The 15,832-nt window shown below is 62.2% G+C and carries 13 protein-coding genes and 2 pseudogenes; 5 read left to right on the forward strand and 10 right to left on the reverse strand.

All coding sequences use genetic code 11. The annotated features are described in order from the left end of the window. Positions 1 to 3: 3 nt before the first annotated feature. The 10 genes and pseudogenes from lipB to glmS form a co-directional block, all read right to left on the reverse strand. Complete coding sequence (lipB, locus tag B5X78_RS06770; protein ID WP_079723665.1) at positions 4 to 672, reverse strand: lipoyl(octanoyl) transferase LipB; 669 nt, start codon at positions 670 to 672, stop codon at positions 4 to 6. Beyond that, on the reverse strand, positions 660 to 938 hold the full coding sequence (locus B5X78_RS06775) for a DUF493 family protein (RefSeq protein ID WP_079723666.1): 279 nt from the start codon (positions 936 to 938) through the stop codon (positions 660 to 662). The genes lipB and B5X78_RS06775 overlap by 13 nt, the downstream gene beginning before the upstream one ends. A 166-nt stretch (positions 939 to 1,104) precedes the next feature. Next, positions 1,105 to 1,557 (reverse strand): fimbrial protein, encoded by a 453-nt coding sequence (locus B5X78_RS06780; protein ID WP_176140791.1) that lies wholly within the window; start codon positions 1,555 to 1,557, stop codon positions 1,105 to 1,107. A 134-nt stretch (positions 1,558 to 1,691) separates the two neighbouring features. After that, positions 1,692 to 1,874, reverse strand: a pseudogene (locus B5X78_RS06785) (DUF493 family protein); the annotation flags it as partial. Between the two features lie 57 nt (positions 1,875 to 1,931). Then, a complete protein-coding gene (locus tag B5X78_RS06790) occupies positions 1,932 to 3,068 on the reverse strand; it encodes a fimbrial protein (protein WP_079723668.1) in 1,137 nt (378 codons plus the stop codon). A 220-nt stretch (positions 3,069 to 3,288) separates the two neighbouring features. After that, complete coding sequence (locus B5X78_RS18865; RefSeq protein WP_425478714.1) at positions 3,289 to 3,546, reverse strand: FimD/PapC C-terminal domain-containing protein; 258 nt, start codon at positions 3,544 to 3,546, stop codon at positions 3,289 to 3,291. Between the two features lie 81 nt (positions 3,547 to 3,627). After that, positions 3,628 to 5,963 (reverse strand): annotated as a pseudogene (locus B5X78_RS06800) (fimbria/pilus outer membrane usher protein); the annotation flags it as partial. 165 nt (positions 5,964 to 6,128) lie between these two features. Next, complete coding sequence (locus tag B5X78_RS06805) at positions 6,129 to 6,866, reverse strand: fimbrial biogenesis chaperone (protein ID WP_079723671.1); 738 nt, start codon at positions 6,864 to 6,866, stop codon at positions 6,129 to 6,131. Between the two features lie 83 nt (positions 6,867 to 6,949). Then, a complete protein-coding gene (locus tag B5X78_RS06810) occupies positions 6,950 to 7,528 on the reverse strand; it encodes a fimbrial protein (protein WP_079723672.1) in 579 nt (192 codons plus the stop codon). A gap of 376 nt (positions 7,529 to 7,904) precedes the next feature. After that, positions 7,905 to 9,731 carry a glutamine--fructose-6-phosphate transaminase (isomerizing) gene (gene glmS / locus B5X78_RS06815; RefSeq protein ID WP_079723673.1) on the reverse strand — a complete coding sequence of 609 codons (1,827 nt, stop codon included), beginning with the start codon at positions 9,729 to 9,731 and terminating at the stop codon, positions 7,905 to 7,907. A gap of 197 nt (positions 9,732 to 9,928) precedes the next feature. Here glmS and B5X78_RS06820 point away from each other — a divergent pair, with 197 nt between their 5' ends. The 5 genes from B5X78_RS06820 to B5X78_RS06840 all read left to right on the forward strand — a co-directional run bounded on the left by B5X78_RS06820 (position 9,929) and on the right by B5X78_RS06840 (position 15,831). After that, the gene (locus tag B5X78_RS06820) at positions 9,929 to 11,200 is read left to right on the forward strand and encodes an efflux RND transporter periplasmic adaptor subunit (RefSeq protein ID WP_079724458.1); all 1,272 of its coding nucleotides are present in this window, start codon (positions 9,929 to 9,931) and stop codon (positions 11,198 to 11,200) included. Between the two features lie 66 nt (positions 11,201 to 11,266). Next, positions 11,267 to 12,001, forward strand: a complete 735-nt coding sequence (locus B5X78_RS06825) for an ABC transporter ATP-binding protein (protein WP_079723674.1) — start codon at positions 11,267 to 11,269, stop codon at positions 11,999 to 12,001. Positions 12,002 to 12,011: 10 nt separating this feature from the next. Next, a complete protein-coding gene (locus tag B5X78_RS06830) occupies positions 12,012 to 13,313 on the forward strand; it encodes an ABC transporter permease (RefSeq protein ID WP_079723675.1) in 1,302 nt (433 codons plus the stop codon). A 17-nt stretch (positions 13,314 to 13,330) separates the two neighbouring features. Then, positions 13,331 to 14,557 (forward strand): ABC transporter permease, encoded by a 1,227-nt coding sequence (locus tag B5X78_RS06835; protein ID WP_079723676.1) that lies wholly within the window; start codon positions 13,331 to 13,333, stop codon positions 14,555 to 14,557. Further along, a complete protein-coding gene (locus B5X78_RS06840; RefSeq protein ID WP_079723677.1) occupies positions 14,557 to 15,831 on the forward strand; it encodes an ABC transporter permease in 1,275 nt (424 codons plus the stop codon). The genes B5X78_RS06835 and B5X78_RS06840 overlap by 1 nt, the downstream gene beginning before the upstream one ends. The last annotated feature ends 1 nt before the right edge of the window (position 15,832 follow it).

A 15,832-nucleotide genomic window follows, 5' to 3' on the forward strand; every position in this document is an offset into this window, starting at 1 on the left:
GCCTCATGCGGCCAGGGACAGCTCCGGCAGCCCGGCTTCGTGCTGCAGATGCAGGCCGAATTGGCCGGCGAGCTTTTCCAGCAATACCGGTTTGACCACGTCCATGCCCGAAGGACCGCCCAGATCAGCCAGCGTGGTCACCTGCAGGCCTTCGTAACCGCAGGGATTGATGCGATGCCAAGGCGAAAGATCCATCGCGATATTGAAGGCCAGGCCATGGAAGGTGCGACCGTGGCGCACGCGGATACCCAAGGCGCCGATCTTGGCGCCGGCCACGTAGACACCGGGAGCCCCGGCCTTGCGTTCGGCATGGATGTTCCATTCGCCGACCGTGTCGATCATCGCCTGCTCGATCTTGCAGACGTAATCGCGCACTCCGACTTTCATGCGGGGCAAATCGAACAGCGGATAGGCAACGATCTGGCCGGGTCCGTGATAGGTCACCTGACCACCGCGGTCCACCTGCACCACCGGAATGTCGCCCGGGGCGAGCACATGCTCGGGCTTACCCGCCTGGCCCAGGGTGAAGACCGGATCGTGTTCCACCACCCACAGCTCATCGGGCGTCTGCTCGTCGCGACTGTCTGTAAACCGCTGCATGGCACGCCAGACCGGTTCGTAAGGCTGCCGTCCCAACTCGCGGACCCGGCAGAGCCGACTTACAGCGTCCATTTCACTTCCGGGTGATCACGCAATGCGGCGTGCGCGGCGTCGTACTGCTCACGGCTCTCGGCCCGGAACGCAATGCGTACGGACACATATTTGCCGTTGGACGAGTGCTGCCAGCTGATGTCTTCATGGATTACATCCAGGCCAGCGGCGACCAGCAGCCGGGGCAATTCCACCTCCAGCCCCGCCCCCGCCGTGCCCATGGCACTGAGCTGGAAGGTACCGGGAAACTGGAAGCCGTGTTCAGGGTTGTCGGATTTGATTTCCATGGGGCGGATTATTGGGGCCCACCGGCCAAATTCCAAGCCGCATTCTTTCATCGGTAGCGAATGGCCTGTCTACGGGAGGGCCATCGCAGCATAAGGTTGCGTGCGTCGGCCGCTGCACTGGATGTACAGCGGAGGGCCATCTCTCAACTGCGCGTCGAACTCGAGCTCACCGGTAGTCGAAGGTGACGATCAACGACCCGTCGATTTTGCCAGCCTGCATAGCTGAACTGAGCCGGTAGTACTGCAATGCAAAGGTCGCCTCTGCCCTGATGTTCTCCTGCAAATCTCCGAGCTGGCGTCGGGTGTTCAAAGGAATCGCTTTTGCCGCTGCGTCTACGATTTGCACGCCGATGCCTTTCGCTGAGTCCGGCGCATCTGGATTGGCGGGACCAATGACGCCGCTGCTTGCTATCGCAATGCTGCTGTCAGGACCCGGTGCGAACGAGATACCCACTGTTGCCGACTTGTCGCACGTCAAACCGATGGTGAAGGGGGTTAGCCCCGCAATTCGGCCCGCTTCTCCGAGGCCCCTGAGTCCAACACTCGGAAGCGTCACCACAGCAGGATATTCCGCAGCACAGGTGATGTTCTTGGGAGTGACCGCGCCGCTGAATCCCATATAGTTTCCGCCGCCAGAACCAACCAAGGCGCCGACCTCGGCGCCGGCCACGTCGACGCCGGGAGCCCGGCCTTGCGTTCGACATGGATGTTCCATTCGCCGACCGTATAGATCATCGCCCGCTCGATCTTGCAGACGTATTTGTCGTTGGAGGAGTGCTGCCAGCTGATGTCTTCATGGATCACATCCAGGCCAGCGGCGACCAGCAGCCGGGGCAATTCCGCCTCCAGTCCCGCCCCCGCCATGCCCATGGCACTGGGCTGGAAAGTCCCGGGGAACTGGAAGCCGTGTTCAGGGTTGTCGGATTTGATTTCCATGGGGCGGATTATTGGGGCACATAGCCCGAGAAGCCACGTGCTCCGCCGCAGCACCTTCTACTGGTAATTCATGGCGATGGTGAGCTCCGCATCCGCGCTACCCGCAGTCACATCGCCAGTTCTTTCGTAGGCGGCTGACAACGGAACCACGTAGCTTCCACCGGTGGCGCGATTGTAATCAGACAAGGTGTACCACTTGTCCAATTGCACTGTATCTCCTTTATCTGTCATCAGCTTGACCTTGATGCCCTTGGCTGTCGCATCGGCCTTCAACCCAAACAGCCCGTCCGTGGGTGTGTAACCCGTTCCACTGGGAAAATTGAACCCATAGCGGATGTTGCTCATTCCTGCGGGGCAGTCATTGATTTTCAGATCAAACTTCACGGGACTGGTGCGGCTTCCGACTTCAGGGAAGGCATTTGACCTGTGCTCTCCGAGGTTCACCGACACACTGGGAGTTGCACACGAAGACGCTGAAATCGTCACCTCAGTGGAATTGAACCACCTGCGCGTGTTATCCGCGCCCCAATCAACATTTCCATCGATAACCGAGTACGCAACAATCGAGTTGCCCAGCTTAACTTTTCCTGGCGAAACCGTTCCCGTCTTTATCAAGCGAATACCGATTTGGCCTGCAACTGCGAGAGTATGTGCATTGGTGCTACTCCAAATGCACCCGTACAATCCAGACCCAGAGGGGAACAATAGATAGGAGCCTTGGTAGGTCTTTGCTCCCTCCCAGCCGCTCCATGATGAGCAAGTCCATCCGCGCGACTCGATCGCTACGCCGACACCTGCCAAGCCGGTGTCGTAGACGGGAATGCTCACTCCAGAATCAGACTGGAATGTGATGCCCGCAGTTGCAACTAGACCCGATGTACCGAAGGCAACTCCAATGACCTGAGTGGCGCCGGCCGTACTAGTACATGTGCGATACGTTTGCTGCACGGAGTAGTTCCAGTCCGAAATAGCAGATCCAACGGGCACATCACGAGCCGCGGCGGCATTCGCGGCCAGGCTCACGGTTTCACTCTGCACTCCGATCTTGTCGCATGTCCACGCCAAACTGGATCCGGAAATCAGAGTCAGCAGAACGAATAGCGCAATGCGCTGCATTCCAACATGCCGCCTTCTGCCGCCATACCCGCGACGAATCGCCTTGACACTTTTAGCTACTCGATTGACCAAATTCATGCGTTTCCTTCCACCTCTCAGAACTCAGAAGATCTTGGTTGGCAGACACAATTCGCGAACCTGGAGAAGCCGGCCCACTCCATACGCGTTCTGCGATTCACACATGTGTCGGCTGGCCACACCTGCAGTGGAGCGTGTCGATACGGGTTATCGGTACTACTCAAGCCTCAATCCGCGTAGTTTCCGGCCCTTGCTCCAGACCCATGCTATTGCTGGGCTGCTACTGGTAGCTCCGACATGTAGCTTTGACAATCTCAAGATTCTCCGCCGGATCCGCATTGGCAGAAATCGCAGCATCCAGTGCACAAGAGCCGTGCTCGCCCCACTCGACCCTAAGGACTGCATCTGCACGCGTTTCGCTGCGAATGAAGACTTGTCCGCCTTGCCCGACAATGCCGACCACATTTCCAGTGGGGTCCATCACTCGTGCACCAAACGGGACAGGCCGTCCATCCTCCAGAAGAGTGCGAACCAGCATCGCCTCACCCGTCTTGGTGCCAAATTCTATTGCCACCACCGCCCCAGCACGCGGTGCGACCTGTTGACGGGTGTTCTCCAATTCCACATCCAACGAACTGCCCTTGGGATCCAGGTTCACTTCATTCATGCGATACGGCATGAGATTGTTGGTGACGACGTAGCCGCGACCGTCCACCTTGGTGGTGTTATCGCTGTTCAAGCGAGCACCCTTGGCGCCCTTTGCTTTGACAATACCGATGGTGTCGCCCAGCTGCGAGGCAAGCGTCACGCCGCCTCTATGAACCACCAGACCGCCAGTGGCAGTTACGGAGGTGTTCTGGCTGCTTTCGCCGTGACTGTAGCTCGCACCGAGGTTGACATACGGCGCTCTCCAACTGACGTTGCCGCCCACATTCGTTGGGGTCGATTCGCCGTAGCTTCCGTTGACGCCGTAACTGATCTGACTGCGTTCCCCGGCCGAGCCCGTGACGCTGGCTTGCATGCCATAACCCGAGGAGCTGGTCTGGCTGCCCGACAAGCTCAACTGCGGCGCGCGCGAAGCACGACGCGCCAGCCGCCCCAGTGGCACCGAGACATTCATGTACACACTATTGTCGAACTCACCGGTGGACAGTCGGGTGCGACTCGCATTGACGCTATAGCTTACGGTGCGGAAGGCCCGGCTCCAGCCCGCTTGGAAGCTGTAGTCGGTCGGCACGGCCTCGTGCTTGGCGGTGTCCCAGTAGTTGTTGCGCAGCCCGAGAAGTAGAGCGAACCACCTCGATCACCCAGGCGCTGGCTGACGGTCAAGCTTAGCTGTCCGCGGCGGCTATGTTCGTTATGCTCTGCCTGCGCGATCCGGTCCTTGTCGTTGCTTGCATAGAGGTCATTCCAGCGCGTCGCGTCGGCCAGGCTCAGATAGTTTTCGGTGGAATAGCGATAAGCGGCGAGCGCGAAGTCCGTGCGTGTGGCCGGGATGTTCTTGTTGTACGTGATGCGGGCACTGTAGCCATTTCGGCTTTCGCCCGTGGCATCGAAGGTGGAGCGCGATCCGGTGATGTCCATCGACACAGCGCCGAAGCGGGAATTGAAGGCACCGCCCAGCATCGCGCTGCGGTACATACCGCCATCGGTTGCCTGCGCACCAACGTACGACGTCAGCCAGTTGTTGATGCCTTTCTGGAATGTTCCCTCGATGAAGGTGGGCGCCTCGCCGGTCAAACTGTCGTCGCGCACCTGGCCAAGCGTGACCGAGTAGTTCCAGATGCCAGGACGCAGCAACTGCGGCACCGAGGCATACGGAACGGTGTAGCTGCGTGTCCTGCCATCCGCTTCTGTAATGACCACTTCCAAGTCACCACCAATGCTGTTGGGGTAGAGGTCGTTGATCTCGAACGCACCGGGCGCCACAGTCGTCTCGTAGATGACATAGCCTTGCTGGCGAATCTCGACCTTGGCGTTGGATTCCGCAGTGCCGCGCACACTCGGAGCATACCCGTTGGTGGAATCCGGTCGCATCCTCTGGTCGGTCGCCAGGTTGACGCCACGAAAGGCGGTACTGTCAAAGAACTGGGATCCGGTGAAACTGTCACCAATCGTCAGCTGCGACTTCCAACGCGTGATGTCGTGCTGCGCGTACGTGGAAATGCTCTGAAAGTCACTACCCGTCGCATCATCCCAACGATAGCTGGCCTGGTTGCGGATGCGCCAACCGCCGATATTGAGACCGGAGTTGAGGCCGATGTAAGCACTATCCGATTTCTGGCCATTGCCGTAGCTGCCATGATTGAAGTTTGCGCTGTAGCTCAGCGTGAATGCATTGATGCCGCGATCCCACAGACTGGGGTCGACGTAGTCGCGGGGGCGCCGATTCAACGCGATTTGGGGAATCGACAACTCCAGACGTAGCAAACTGGGGTCGTACAGCGCAGTGGCGCCCTGGCCCAACGCGCCAATATCGATGCAACCTTCCAGGATGGCGCCACTGGCTTCCAGCTTGGCCGTGTCCACACCGGCCAAGGTCATCAGCTCGCGGGTAAGACACGCCTGCGCCTGGCCGCCCGCATCGGGGACACGAAAGGAGACAGTCTCGCGCCCGACGGCGTAACCGTTGACAAAGAGATCAACCAGGTAATCTCCCGGCAGCACCGGATTACCCTTCTCATAACTCCCCAAGTCGTACAGGTCGCTATTTGTGCCCAGAAACGATGCGCTGAACTGGACTTCCTGCGGACCTGCCACGAGGGGATTCGGCAAGGGGGCGACGGCCGGGGCAGGTACCGCGGGGGCGGGCACGGGACTCGGGGTAGGTGACGGTCCGGCTATTGCGCTGGACACATGTCCCAGGGCGGCAACGACCGACACCATCAGGAGGCTCGGGCGAAGGATGCCCGCATTGCGCGAGCGCATGGAGAGCTTGTGGCGATCGTTCTGCATAGTGAAACGTTCCAGATGGAATAGACATGCCGCTATTCAGAGCCGCGTCCGTGCCGCACGCCGTTGTTTTGGACAAAGGCATGCCCGCTCCCCTTGGTCAGGGGCCTGAGATTCGAAGGGAATTACCGCTGCGGCCCGATGGCCGTTGCGGGGCAAAGCGGAGGTTTAGCGTGTGTAGGGAGCTTCTCGCTCCACGAAACCACCATAGTCATTGATGGCGTTGTAGATCAGAGTCCCACTGCCGGACTCATGACCAGGCAATACGATTCGATGGCTCGACTTGGCCGTGCACATGCCGCTGGGCTGTTCGATGGAGTCTTTCGGTAGTTCGGTTCCCTTGAAACGGACGTTCGCGACCGAAACGTTGTAGGGCGAAGGATTCGTGCACTCAAGTGCCAGGGAAGTGCCGTCATGCACCAGGCGCCAGGTCAGTGTGTCCAATGCGCTGAGGGGATCGTCCTTCAAACCTTTGGGCCGATAGAAAATCTTCAGGCGCGTGCGGACTGCAAACTGCAGGTAGTTGGCCGGTGCGTCCTTGGCTTCTGGCTTGGGCGGAATCTCGAGAACATTGAACCAGAACACTGACTCCCGATCCTGGGGAACATCGCCGCCCGTGAACATCAAGCGGAAGGACTGACCCTTGCCTGGCTCGACGCGACTCATCGGCGGCGTCAGTAGAAACGGCGCAGTAGCGGTTTCTGCTGTGGTATTCTCTTTTCCATCATCCACCCATACCTGCAGGAGGCGCGGCGTCTTGCCGACGTTGTCGACGCTGACGGTCACTTCCCGCTCTTCGGCGGGATAGATCACACGCGTACCGTGCACTTGGGTCTGCGCATTGGCCATCGGGGCCATGCTAAGGCAGAACACGGACGTCAGGGCGATGCGGATGTAACTGTTCATGGTTGCGGTTCTTTCGTTAGCAGGACGGCTTCCAGACACACACCAGGGGACCAGATGCCTGTCCCCTGGTGCGGCACTGTCGTTTACTTGTAAACGATCGTGTAGTTCACATAGGTACTGACAGCACCGGCCGTGCTGGCGCCGCCGGTGGCGTGGTAACGGGCGCCATACTTGAGGGTGGCCGTGTTTCCGGTGATGGTTTCCTCGGAACCCGTAGCGTTCTCGCCCGTTGCGATGTTGATCGGCTTGTTATCCTTGCTCAGGAGCTCGACTTCCACCTTGGTGGCACCACTCGCCGCCTGGTTGATCAGACGACCCGTGGATGCGCTGACCGGCGAAGACAGCGCTTCAAAGTGCAGGCGCGCGACTTTGGCTGGCGTACCTGCGCCGCAGCCGGTCTGACCCGATCCACCGATCACTACGGTGAAAGGCGTTTCGCCAGCCACCTTGTCAGCTGCCGACAAAGCAGTCGTAGCCACGGTCGGCAGGGTGACGGTGAAGTCGCCCGCGGCGCCGTTGGTGCCGGTGCCACCGGTGACCGAGCAGGTCTGATCGCTGATGGTGCCGGTGAAAGTGATCTTGCCGTCAACAGCCGAGGCGGCGCCGATGGTAGAGAACCCGAGAACCGCAAGCAGAGCGGCGGAGAGCAGATGCTTTTTCATGTTTGGAAATTCCTGATGTAACGAGTTGGGCGTTGAACCCCTGAGTTGGGATGACACCCAAGCGCTCCGAGGCGGGAGCATCGTGAATTTCTCTCACTCTTCTCGGAATCGGATTCTTCTGATGGCCCGTTTCAAGTTAATGATTCAGACATTTCCGACGCATTACGGGCAGGAACTGCCACCATGCCGAGTCTGAATTCATGCCTTTCCCGGCAATCAAATGACTATGCAATCCTTGCGGGACCTGCTCTACAAGGGGTAATTCGCCCCTTCGGATTATCGGCGCGCCGGATGCGTGGTTCTGGCACAAACAAGAAAGGCGAGGCCCTTGCGAGCCTCGCCTTGATGGAAGAACTGTGATCCGCTTTGGCGCTATCTATTCCACCGTCACCGACTTTGCCAGATTGCGTGGCTTGTCCACGTCAGTTCCTCGTGCCAATGCCGTGTGATACGCAAGTAACTGTACGGGGATGGTATGCACCACCGGACTCAGCACACCGGTATGGCGTGGCGTGCGGATGACATGCACGCCTTCGGATTCGGTGAAGTTGCTGTCCTGGTCGGCGAACACGAACAGCTCGCCGCCGCGCGCGCGGACTTCCTGCATGTTCGACTTTACTTTCTCAAGCAATTTGTCGTTGGGCGCAATCACCACCACCGGCATGTCCGCATCCACCAACGCCAGCGGGCCATGCTTCAATTCGCCCGCTGGATAAGCCTCGGCATGGATATAGGAGATTTCCTTGAGCTTGAGCGCGCCTTCCAGTGCGATCGGGTAATGCAGGCCGCGGCCGAGGAACAACGCGTCGGACTTGGGCGCGAACTTTTCCGCCCACAGCGCAATCTGCGGTTCCAGATTGAGGGCGTGCTGGATGCTGCCGGGCAGGAAGCGCAGTTCTTCCAGATAACCTGCTTCATCCTCGGCTGAGACATTCCCGTGCAGCTTGCCCAATACCACGGTGAGCTGGAACAGCGCCGCCAGCTGGGTGGTGAAGGCCTTGGTGGAGGCCACGCCAATCTCGGCGCCGGCACGGGTGTAACAAACCAATTCGCTGGCGCGCGGGATGGCGCTTTCAGGCACGTTGCAGATGGAGAGCGTGTGCTCATGGCCCAGCGACTTGGCGTACTTCAACGCTTCCATCGTGTCCAGGGTTTCGCCGGACTGGGAAATCGTCACCACCAAGTGCTTGGGATTGGCGTAGGCGGCGCGATAGCGGTATTCGCTGGCGATTTCAACGCTGCAGGGCAATCCGGAAATCGCTTCAATCCAATAACGCGCGGTCAGGCCGGCGTAGTAACTGGTGCCGCAAGCCAGGATTTGCACGCCCTGGATATCCTTCAGCACTGCCTCGGCGTTGGCGCCGAACAATTCGGGCGAGAAGCCGCCATCAATCACCGCCTCGATGGTGTCGGCAATGGCGCGCGGCTGCTCGTGGATTTCCTTCTGCATGAAGTGGCGGTACGGGCCCAGTTCCAGCGAGGCCAGCGAGACATCCGAGACATGCACTTCGCGCTCGATGGGCTGGTCGTGCCCGTCGAACACGTGGACGGCCTGGCGGGTCACTTCGGCGGTGTCGCCCTCTTCCAGGAAGATCACCCGGCGCGTGGCCTGGATGATGGCCGAGACGTCGGAGGCGATGAAATTCTCGCCCTCGCCCAGCCCAATCAGCAGCGGGCAACCCATGCGCGCGCACACCATGCGCTCGGGTTCCTTGCGGCTGACCACCGCCAGCGCGTAGGCGCCGGTGAGTTCCTTGACCGTGCGCTGCAGCGCCGCGAGCAGGTCATCGCCGCCCTTCAGGTGGTGGTGCATCAGGTGGGCAATGACCTCGGTGTCGGTCTGCGACTCGAACTCGTAGCCCAGCGCCTTGAGCTTCTCGCGCTGCTCCTCGTGGTTTTCGATGATGCCGTTGTGCACCAGCGCCACCCCGTGGCTGATATGCGGGTGGGCATTGGCTTCGGTGACGCCGCCGTGGGTGGCCCAGCGGGTGTGGCCAATGCCCAGGGTGGCATTGAACCCTTCGGACGCAGCGGCGGACTCCATTTCGGCGACTCGGCCAGTGCGGCGCACGCGGCGCACGTCCTGCTGCTCCACCACGGCGATGCCGGCGGAGTCATAGCCGCGGTATTCCAGCCGCTTCAGCCCTTCAATCAGTACCGGAACCACGTCGCGATCAGCGATCGCTCCCACAATGCCGCACATAGGCCGTCATCCATCCTGTAAGTATTCGTGTGAGCCGATTCTACCGTCCGTGTCCGGACGGCCGAGTGTCCGACCCCTGTCCGGGCGGACACCCGGACACCCCTTTTTCTCCCCGGCCACCTTGCAAATCAACAACTTGGTGTTGGCACGCGTTGTGCTTTGAAGTAGCCCGACTCTTCACAGAACGCATGCCGCAGATGATTCGGGACACCTCCGCGCAAGACCGCCCCCTCAGCCACACGCAGGCTGCCGCCCGCCCCTGGAAGCGCTGGGCCCTGCCTGTCGCCGGCGGCGTGGTGCTGCTGCTGTGCATCGTGTTTGCCGCCCGCGGCTGGTTGTCCGGCTCGCAGTCCTTTGACGAGGCGCGGGTGCGGATTGCCGAGGTCAAGCGTGGCGACCTGGTCCGCGACATCGCCGCCGATGGCCGGGTGATTGCCTCCAACAGCCCCACCCTCTACGCCATCGCCGGCGGCGTGGTCACGCTGAAAGTGGTTGCGGGCGACCAGGTGAAGAAGGGCCAGGTGCTGGCCGAGATCGACAGCCCCGAGCTGCGCAGCAAGCTGGCCCAGGAACAGGCGACCCTGGCCGGCCTGGAGGCCGAAGCCAGCCGCGCCGCGCTGGATGCCACCGTGACCCGCGCCAATGCCCGCAAGATGCTGGATCAGGCCGGCGTTGACCGCACCGCCGCCGAACGCGACCTGGAACGCTATCAGCGCGGCTTCGACGGCGGCGCGGTGCCGCAGATCGACGTGGCCAAGGCCAAGGATGAACTGCGCAAGACCGAGATCGCGCTGGACCACGCCAAGCGCGACGAAGGCCTGCAGGGCCAGAGCGCCACGCTCGATGCGCGCAACAAACACCTGCTGGCGGATCGCCAGCGCGCCATCGTGGCCGAAGTCCAGCGCCAGGTGGATGCGTTGACCCTGCGCTCACCCTTCGATGGCCAGGTCGGCCAGGTCCAGGCCGTGCAGCGCTCCAACGTGGCGCTCAATGCACCGGTCATGAGTGTGGTGGATCTGTCGCAGTTCGAAGTGGAGATCAAGGTGCCGGAAAGCTTCGCCCGGGATCTGGCCATTGGCATGCCGGCGCAGCTGACCAGCAATGGCCAGCCTTATGCGGGCGAGATCTCCGCGGTGTCGCCGGAAGTGGTCAACGGCGAAGTCAACGCACGCATCCGCTTCAGCGACAAGCAGCCGCCGGGCCTGCGCCAGAGCCAGCGCCTGAGCGCACGCGTGCTGATGGATACCCGCAAGAACGTCTTGATGGTCGAGCGCGGCCCGTTCCTGGAGCAGTCCGGTGGCCGTTACGCGTACGTCATGGACGGCAGCTCGGCGGTGCGCAAGCCGGTGCAGCTGGGCGTGAGCAGCCTGAGCGCGATCGAAGTACTGGGCGGATTGCAGCCTGGCGACCGCGTGGTGGTCTCGGGCAGCGATCAGTTCGGCGATGCCGAACGCGTCTCCATCCACTGATTCCTTTCCTCCCTCTCCCTTTTCCTGCTTCCTTACCAGCAACCCGCTTACCAAGAGGATTACGACATGCTCGACATGCGCTCGGTTTCCAAGGTGTACCGCACTTCCCAAGTCGAGACGCATGCCTTGCGCTCACTCGATCTGCATGTCCGCGAGGGCGAGTTTGTCGCGGTCACCGGTCCCTCCGGCTCGGGCAAGACCACCTTCCTCAACATTGCCGGCCTGCTGGAGACCTTCAATACCGGCACGTTCCAGCTGGATGGCCAGGATGTGAGCGGGCTGTCCGATGACGCGCGTTCGCAGCTGCGCAACCAGAAGATCGGCTTCATCTTCCAGAGCTTCAACCTGATTCCGGATTTGAACCTGTTCGACAACGTCGACGTGCCCTTGCGCTATCGCGGCATGAATGCGGCCGAGCGCAAGAAGCGCATCGAGGACGCACTGGGCCGGGTCGGCCTGGGTTCGCGCATGCGCCACTACCCCTCCGAGCTGTCCGGCGGCCAGCAACAGCGCGCGGCCATTGCGCGCGCACTGGCCGGTACGCCGCGCCTGCTGCTGGCCGACGAACCCACCGGCAACCTCGACTCGCAGATGGCGCGCGGCGTGATGGAACTGCTGGAGGAGATCAACAGCCAGGGCACCACGATCATCATGGTGACCCACGATCCGGAACTGGCCGCGCGCGCGCAGCGCAACGTGCATATCGTCGACGGCGCCGCCACCGACCTGACCACCGAGCCGCGCCTGGTCGCTGCCAGTGACAGCGACAGCGCCCTGAACCTCGCCCCCGCCCAAGCCTGAGGTCACGCCCATGTTCGGCTACTACTTCCAGTTGGCCCTGCGCAGCTTCAAGCGCAACAAGGTGCTCACCGCGCTGATGGTGCTGGCGATCGCGCTCGGCATCGGCGCCAGCATGACCACCTTGACGGTGTTCTACATCCTGTCCGGCGACCCGATGCCCGGCAAGAGCGACACGTTGTTTTATGTGCAGATGGATCCGCAGTCGATGGACGGCTATACCGCCGGCGAGGAACCCGAGGAACAGGTGACCCGTTTCGACGCCGAAGCGCTGCTGCGCGAGAAGAAGGGCGACCGCCAGGCGCTGATGACCGGCGGTGGCGTCAGCATCGAGCCGGAGAAGCAGGGTCTGTCGCCGTTCGTGGTGGACGCCCGCTACGCTTCGGCGGACTTCTTCCCGATGTTCGATGCACCCTTCGCCTTTGGCCAGGGCTGGACCGGCAACGAGGATGAAGGCCAGGGCCGGGTTGCGGTCATCTCCAAGAAGCTCAACGAGAAGTTGTTCGACGGCGGCAACAGCGTCGGCAAGTCGATCCGCATGGATCAAACCGAGTTCCGCGTGATCGGCGTGCTCGACGAGTGGCGCCCGACGCCGCGCTTCTACGATTTGAACAGTGATCGCTACGGCGAAGTTGAGCAGGTGTTCCTGCCCTTCTCCACCGCAGTGGGCCTGAAGATGGGCCGCAACGGTTCGATGAACTGCTGGGGCGACAGCCAGGGCGACGAGACCGGCGTCAACGCGCCGTGCACCTGGATGCAGTACTGGGTGCAGCTGAATGACTCGGCCAAGTTCGACGCGTACAAGCAGTACCTGACCAACTACTCGGACCAGCAGCGTCGCGCCGGCCGTTTCGAACGCCCCACCAACATCCGCCTGCGCAACATCATGGAATGGCTGGAGTTCAAGCGCGTGGTGCCCAACGACGTGCGTCTGCAGACCTGGCTGGCCTTTGGCTTCCTGCTGGTGTGCCTGATCAATACGGTGGGCCTGCTGCTGGCCAAGTTCATGCGCCGCAGCAGCGAGATCGGCGTGCGTCGCGCACTGGGTGCGTCCAAAGCCGCGATTTTCAGCCAGGCGCTGGTGGAAGCCGGCACGGTCGGCCTGGCCGGTGGTGTGCTGGGCCTGGGTCTGGCCTTGCTGGGTCTGTGGGCCGTGCGCCAGCAGCCGGCGAGTTACGCCGAACTGGCGCATCTGGATCCGGTGATGTTGGCGACGACCTTCCTGCTGGCGATTCTGGCCAGCGTGCTGGCGGGCCTGTTGCCCGCTTGGCGCGCCTGCCAGGTCACCCCGGCCATCCAGCTGAAATCCCAATAACCCGACGGAGCCCGATCATGGAAATCCGCCCCATCTTTTCAGCACTGCGTCGGCACAAGACGGCCGCCGCGCTGATCGTCATCGAGATCGCGCTCAGCTGCGCGATCATCTGCAACGCCTTGTTCCTCATCAACGGTCGCCTGGACCGCATGGATCGCGTCAGCGGCCTGGATGAAAAAGGCATCGTGCGCGTGCAGCTGACCGGCATTGGCCGCGATGACAATGCCGATGCGCTGACCCAGTCCGATCTGGCGGCGCTGCGTTCGATTCCCGGCGTCAAGTTCGCCACCTCGACCAACCAGGTCACCTTCGGCAACGGCTCCTGGAACAGCAGCGTGCAGTTGAGCAAGGATCAGACCCACGCCACCTTGAACGCCACCACCTATCTGGGCGACGAACAGCTGGTCAACACGCTGGGTCTGCGTTTGATTGCCGGACGCCAGTTCACCCCGGACGAGTTCCTGTCCTGGACGGCGCTCAATACGCCCGGTGCGGTCGGCAACATTCCGGCGGCCATCATCACCCGCAGCATGGCCGAGAAGATGTTCCCGGGCGAGAACGCACTGGGCAAGGTCTTCTACAGCTGGGGCGAGGAGCCGATCAAAATCGTCGGCATCGTCGATCACCTGGTCCGTCCCAATGAGCAAGGAGGCCCCAGTGCGTACGAGTACTCGATGATCTTCCCGATCCGCGTGCCCTTCAGCATGGGTGGCAACTACCTGCTGCGCACGGATCCGGAGCGGCGCGCCGAGGTGCTGAAGACCGCGGTGGACACGCTGCAGAAGAACAACGCCAACCGCATCATCCTGGAACAGCAGACCATGGAAGAGCTGCGCGACAACTTCTACCGCCAGGATCGTTCGATGGCCTGGTTGCTGGTGGCGGTGTGCGTGGCGCTGTTGATTGTTACGGCGCTGGGCATCATCGGCCTGGCCAGCTTCTGGGTGCAGCAGCGTTCCAAGCAGATTGGCGTGCGTCGTGCACTGGGCGCCACGCGCAGGCAGATCCTGCGCTACTTCCAGACCGAGAACTTCCTGCTCGCATCGCTGGGCATCGTGCTGGGCATGGCGCTGGCCTACGGCATCAACCAGATGCTGATGGGCAAGTACGAGTTGCCGCGCCTGCCGTTGTACTACCTGCCGGTCGGCGCCGTGCTGCTGTGGCTGTTGGGCCAGGTGTCGGTACTGGGTCCGGCCATTCGTGCGGCAGCGGTGCCGCCCGCCGTGGCGACGCGCAGCGCCTGATGGACATCGCGCGCGCCCCAGCCAAAAGTGCGGGGCGCGCGGGTACTTCCTGGCTGCATCGGCGCCCGCCCTATCATCTGATCGCGCCACATGCCGGCCTGTCCTGGGTGCTGGTGCTGCAGATTGCCGTGGCCTGCCTGCTGTGGCAGATGGCCTGGCAAGCCATCTCGCAATGGCAGCAACAGCTGACGGCCGACAGTGGCATCGATGAGCAGCGCGTGCTCGTGGTGGCGCCGCTGGGCAGAAGCCGCAGCGATCCGGAGGCGCTGGCCACGGGCATGCAGCTGATCGCCGGCGTCAAAGGTGTCGAGCGCGTGGCGCGGATCAATCAGGTGCCCTACGGAAACAATTCGTGGAATACGGTAGTTCGTCGCGGGCTGACGGGGACGGAGCGAATTGAAGTGGCAACCAGTTTTGGTGATGCCTCCCTGTTCGCGACGCTGGGCCTGCGCGTGCAGGAGGGACGCGCCTTGCTTGCGCGGGAGTACGAGCATCCCGACACGATATGGCAGCAGCCCGGCGAGTTGCCCGTGGTGATTACCCGGGCGCTGGCGGATCGGGTGTTCGCCGGACAATCCGCCGTGGGCCGGATCCTGAGTGGGCCCACGCGCCCACTGCGCGTGGTGGGCGTGGTCGCGGCCCTGCCCATTCCCAAGGGCAGTCGCCAGTTGGGCGTCGAAGCGCAAAGCCACATCATCATGCCGGCCATTGCCGATGACGCGGGCTATACCAGCCTGTTGGTGCGTGTCGCGCCGGGACACGAGGCGGAAGTAGCCACGACCATCCAGCAACAACTGGTGCAGCGCTTTGCCGACCGCCCCATTTCGCTGCCGCAGCGCCTGTCTGACCTGCGCCCCGCGACCCTGCTGGGCGAACGTCGATGCGCCTGGACGTGGTCCCTCTGCGCCGTGGCGTGGTCCGCGCTGACCCTGCTGAGTCTGGCCGCTGCCGAAATGCTCTGGGTACAGCGCAGTGCCCCGCGCATCAGTCTGCACCGTGCCTTGGGTGCGAGCCGTGCGCAGGTGCGCGGGTCGGTGCATTGGGATCTGTGCCGTCTGGTCGCCGCAGGCTGCCTGGTCGGCGTGGTCAGCGGAATGCTGTTGGCGCCGCGGCTGGATCTGCCGTGGAAGGTGGAATCGCCTTCGCCGGTCTTCGTCGTGGGCCTGGTGCTGGTCGCGTTGGTCGCCGGCCAAATCCTCGCCACCTGGCCAGCGCGGCGCGCCGCCGCCGTCGCGCCGCACCATGTCACCCGCAAGCCCTGGGTTAGGCTATAGG

It is taken from the genome of Pseudoxanthomonas indica (assembly GCF_900167565.1).
In the GTDB taxonomy this organism is placed as follows: domain Bacteria; phylum Pseudomonadota; class Gammaproteobacteria; order Xanthomonadales; family Xanthomonadaceae; genus Pseudoxanthomonas_A; species Pseudoxanthomonas_A indica.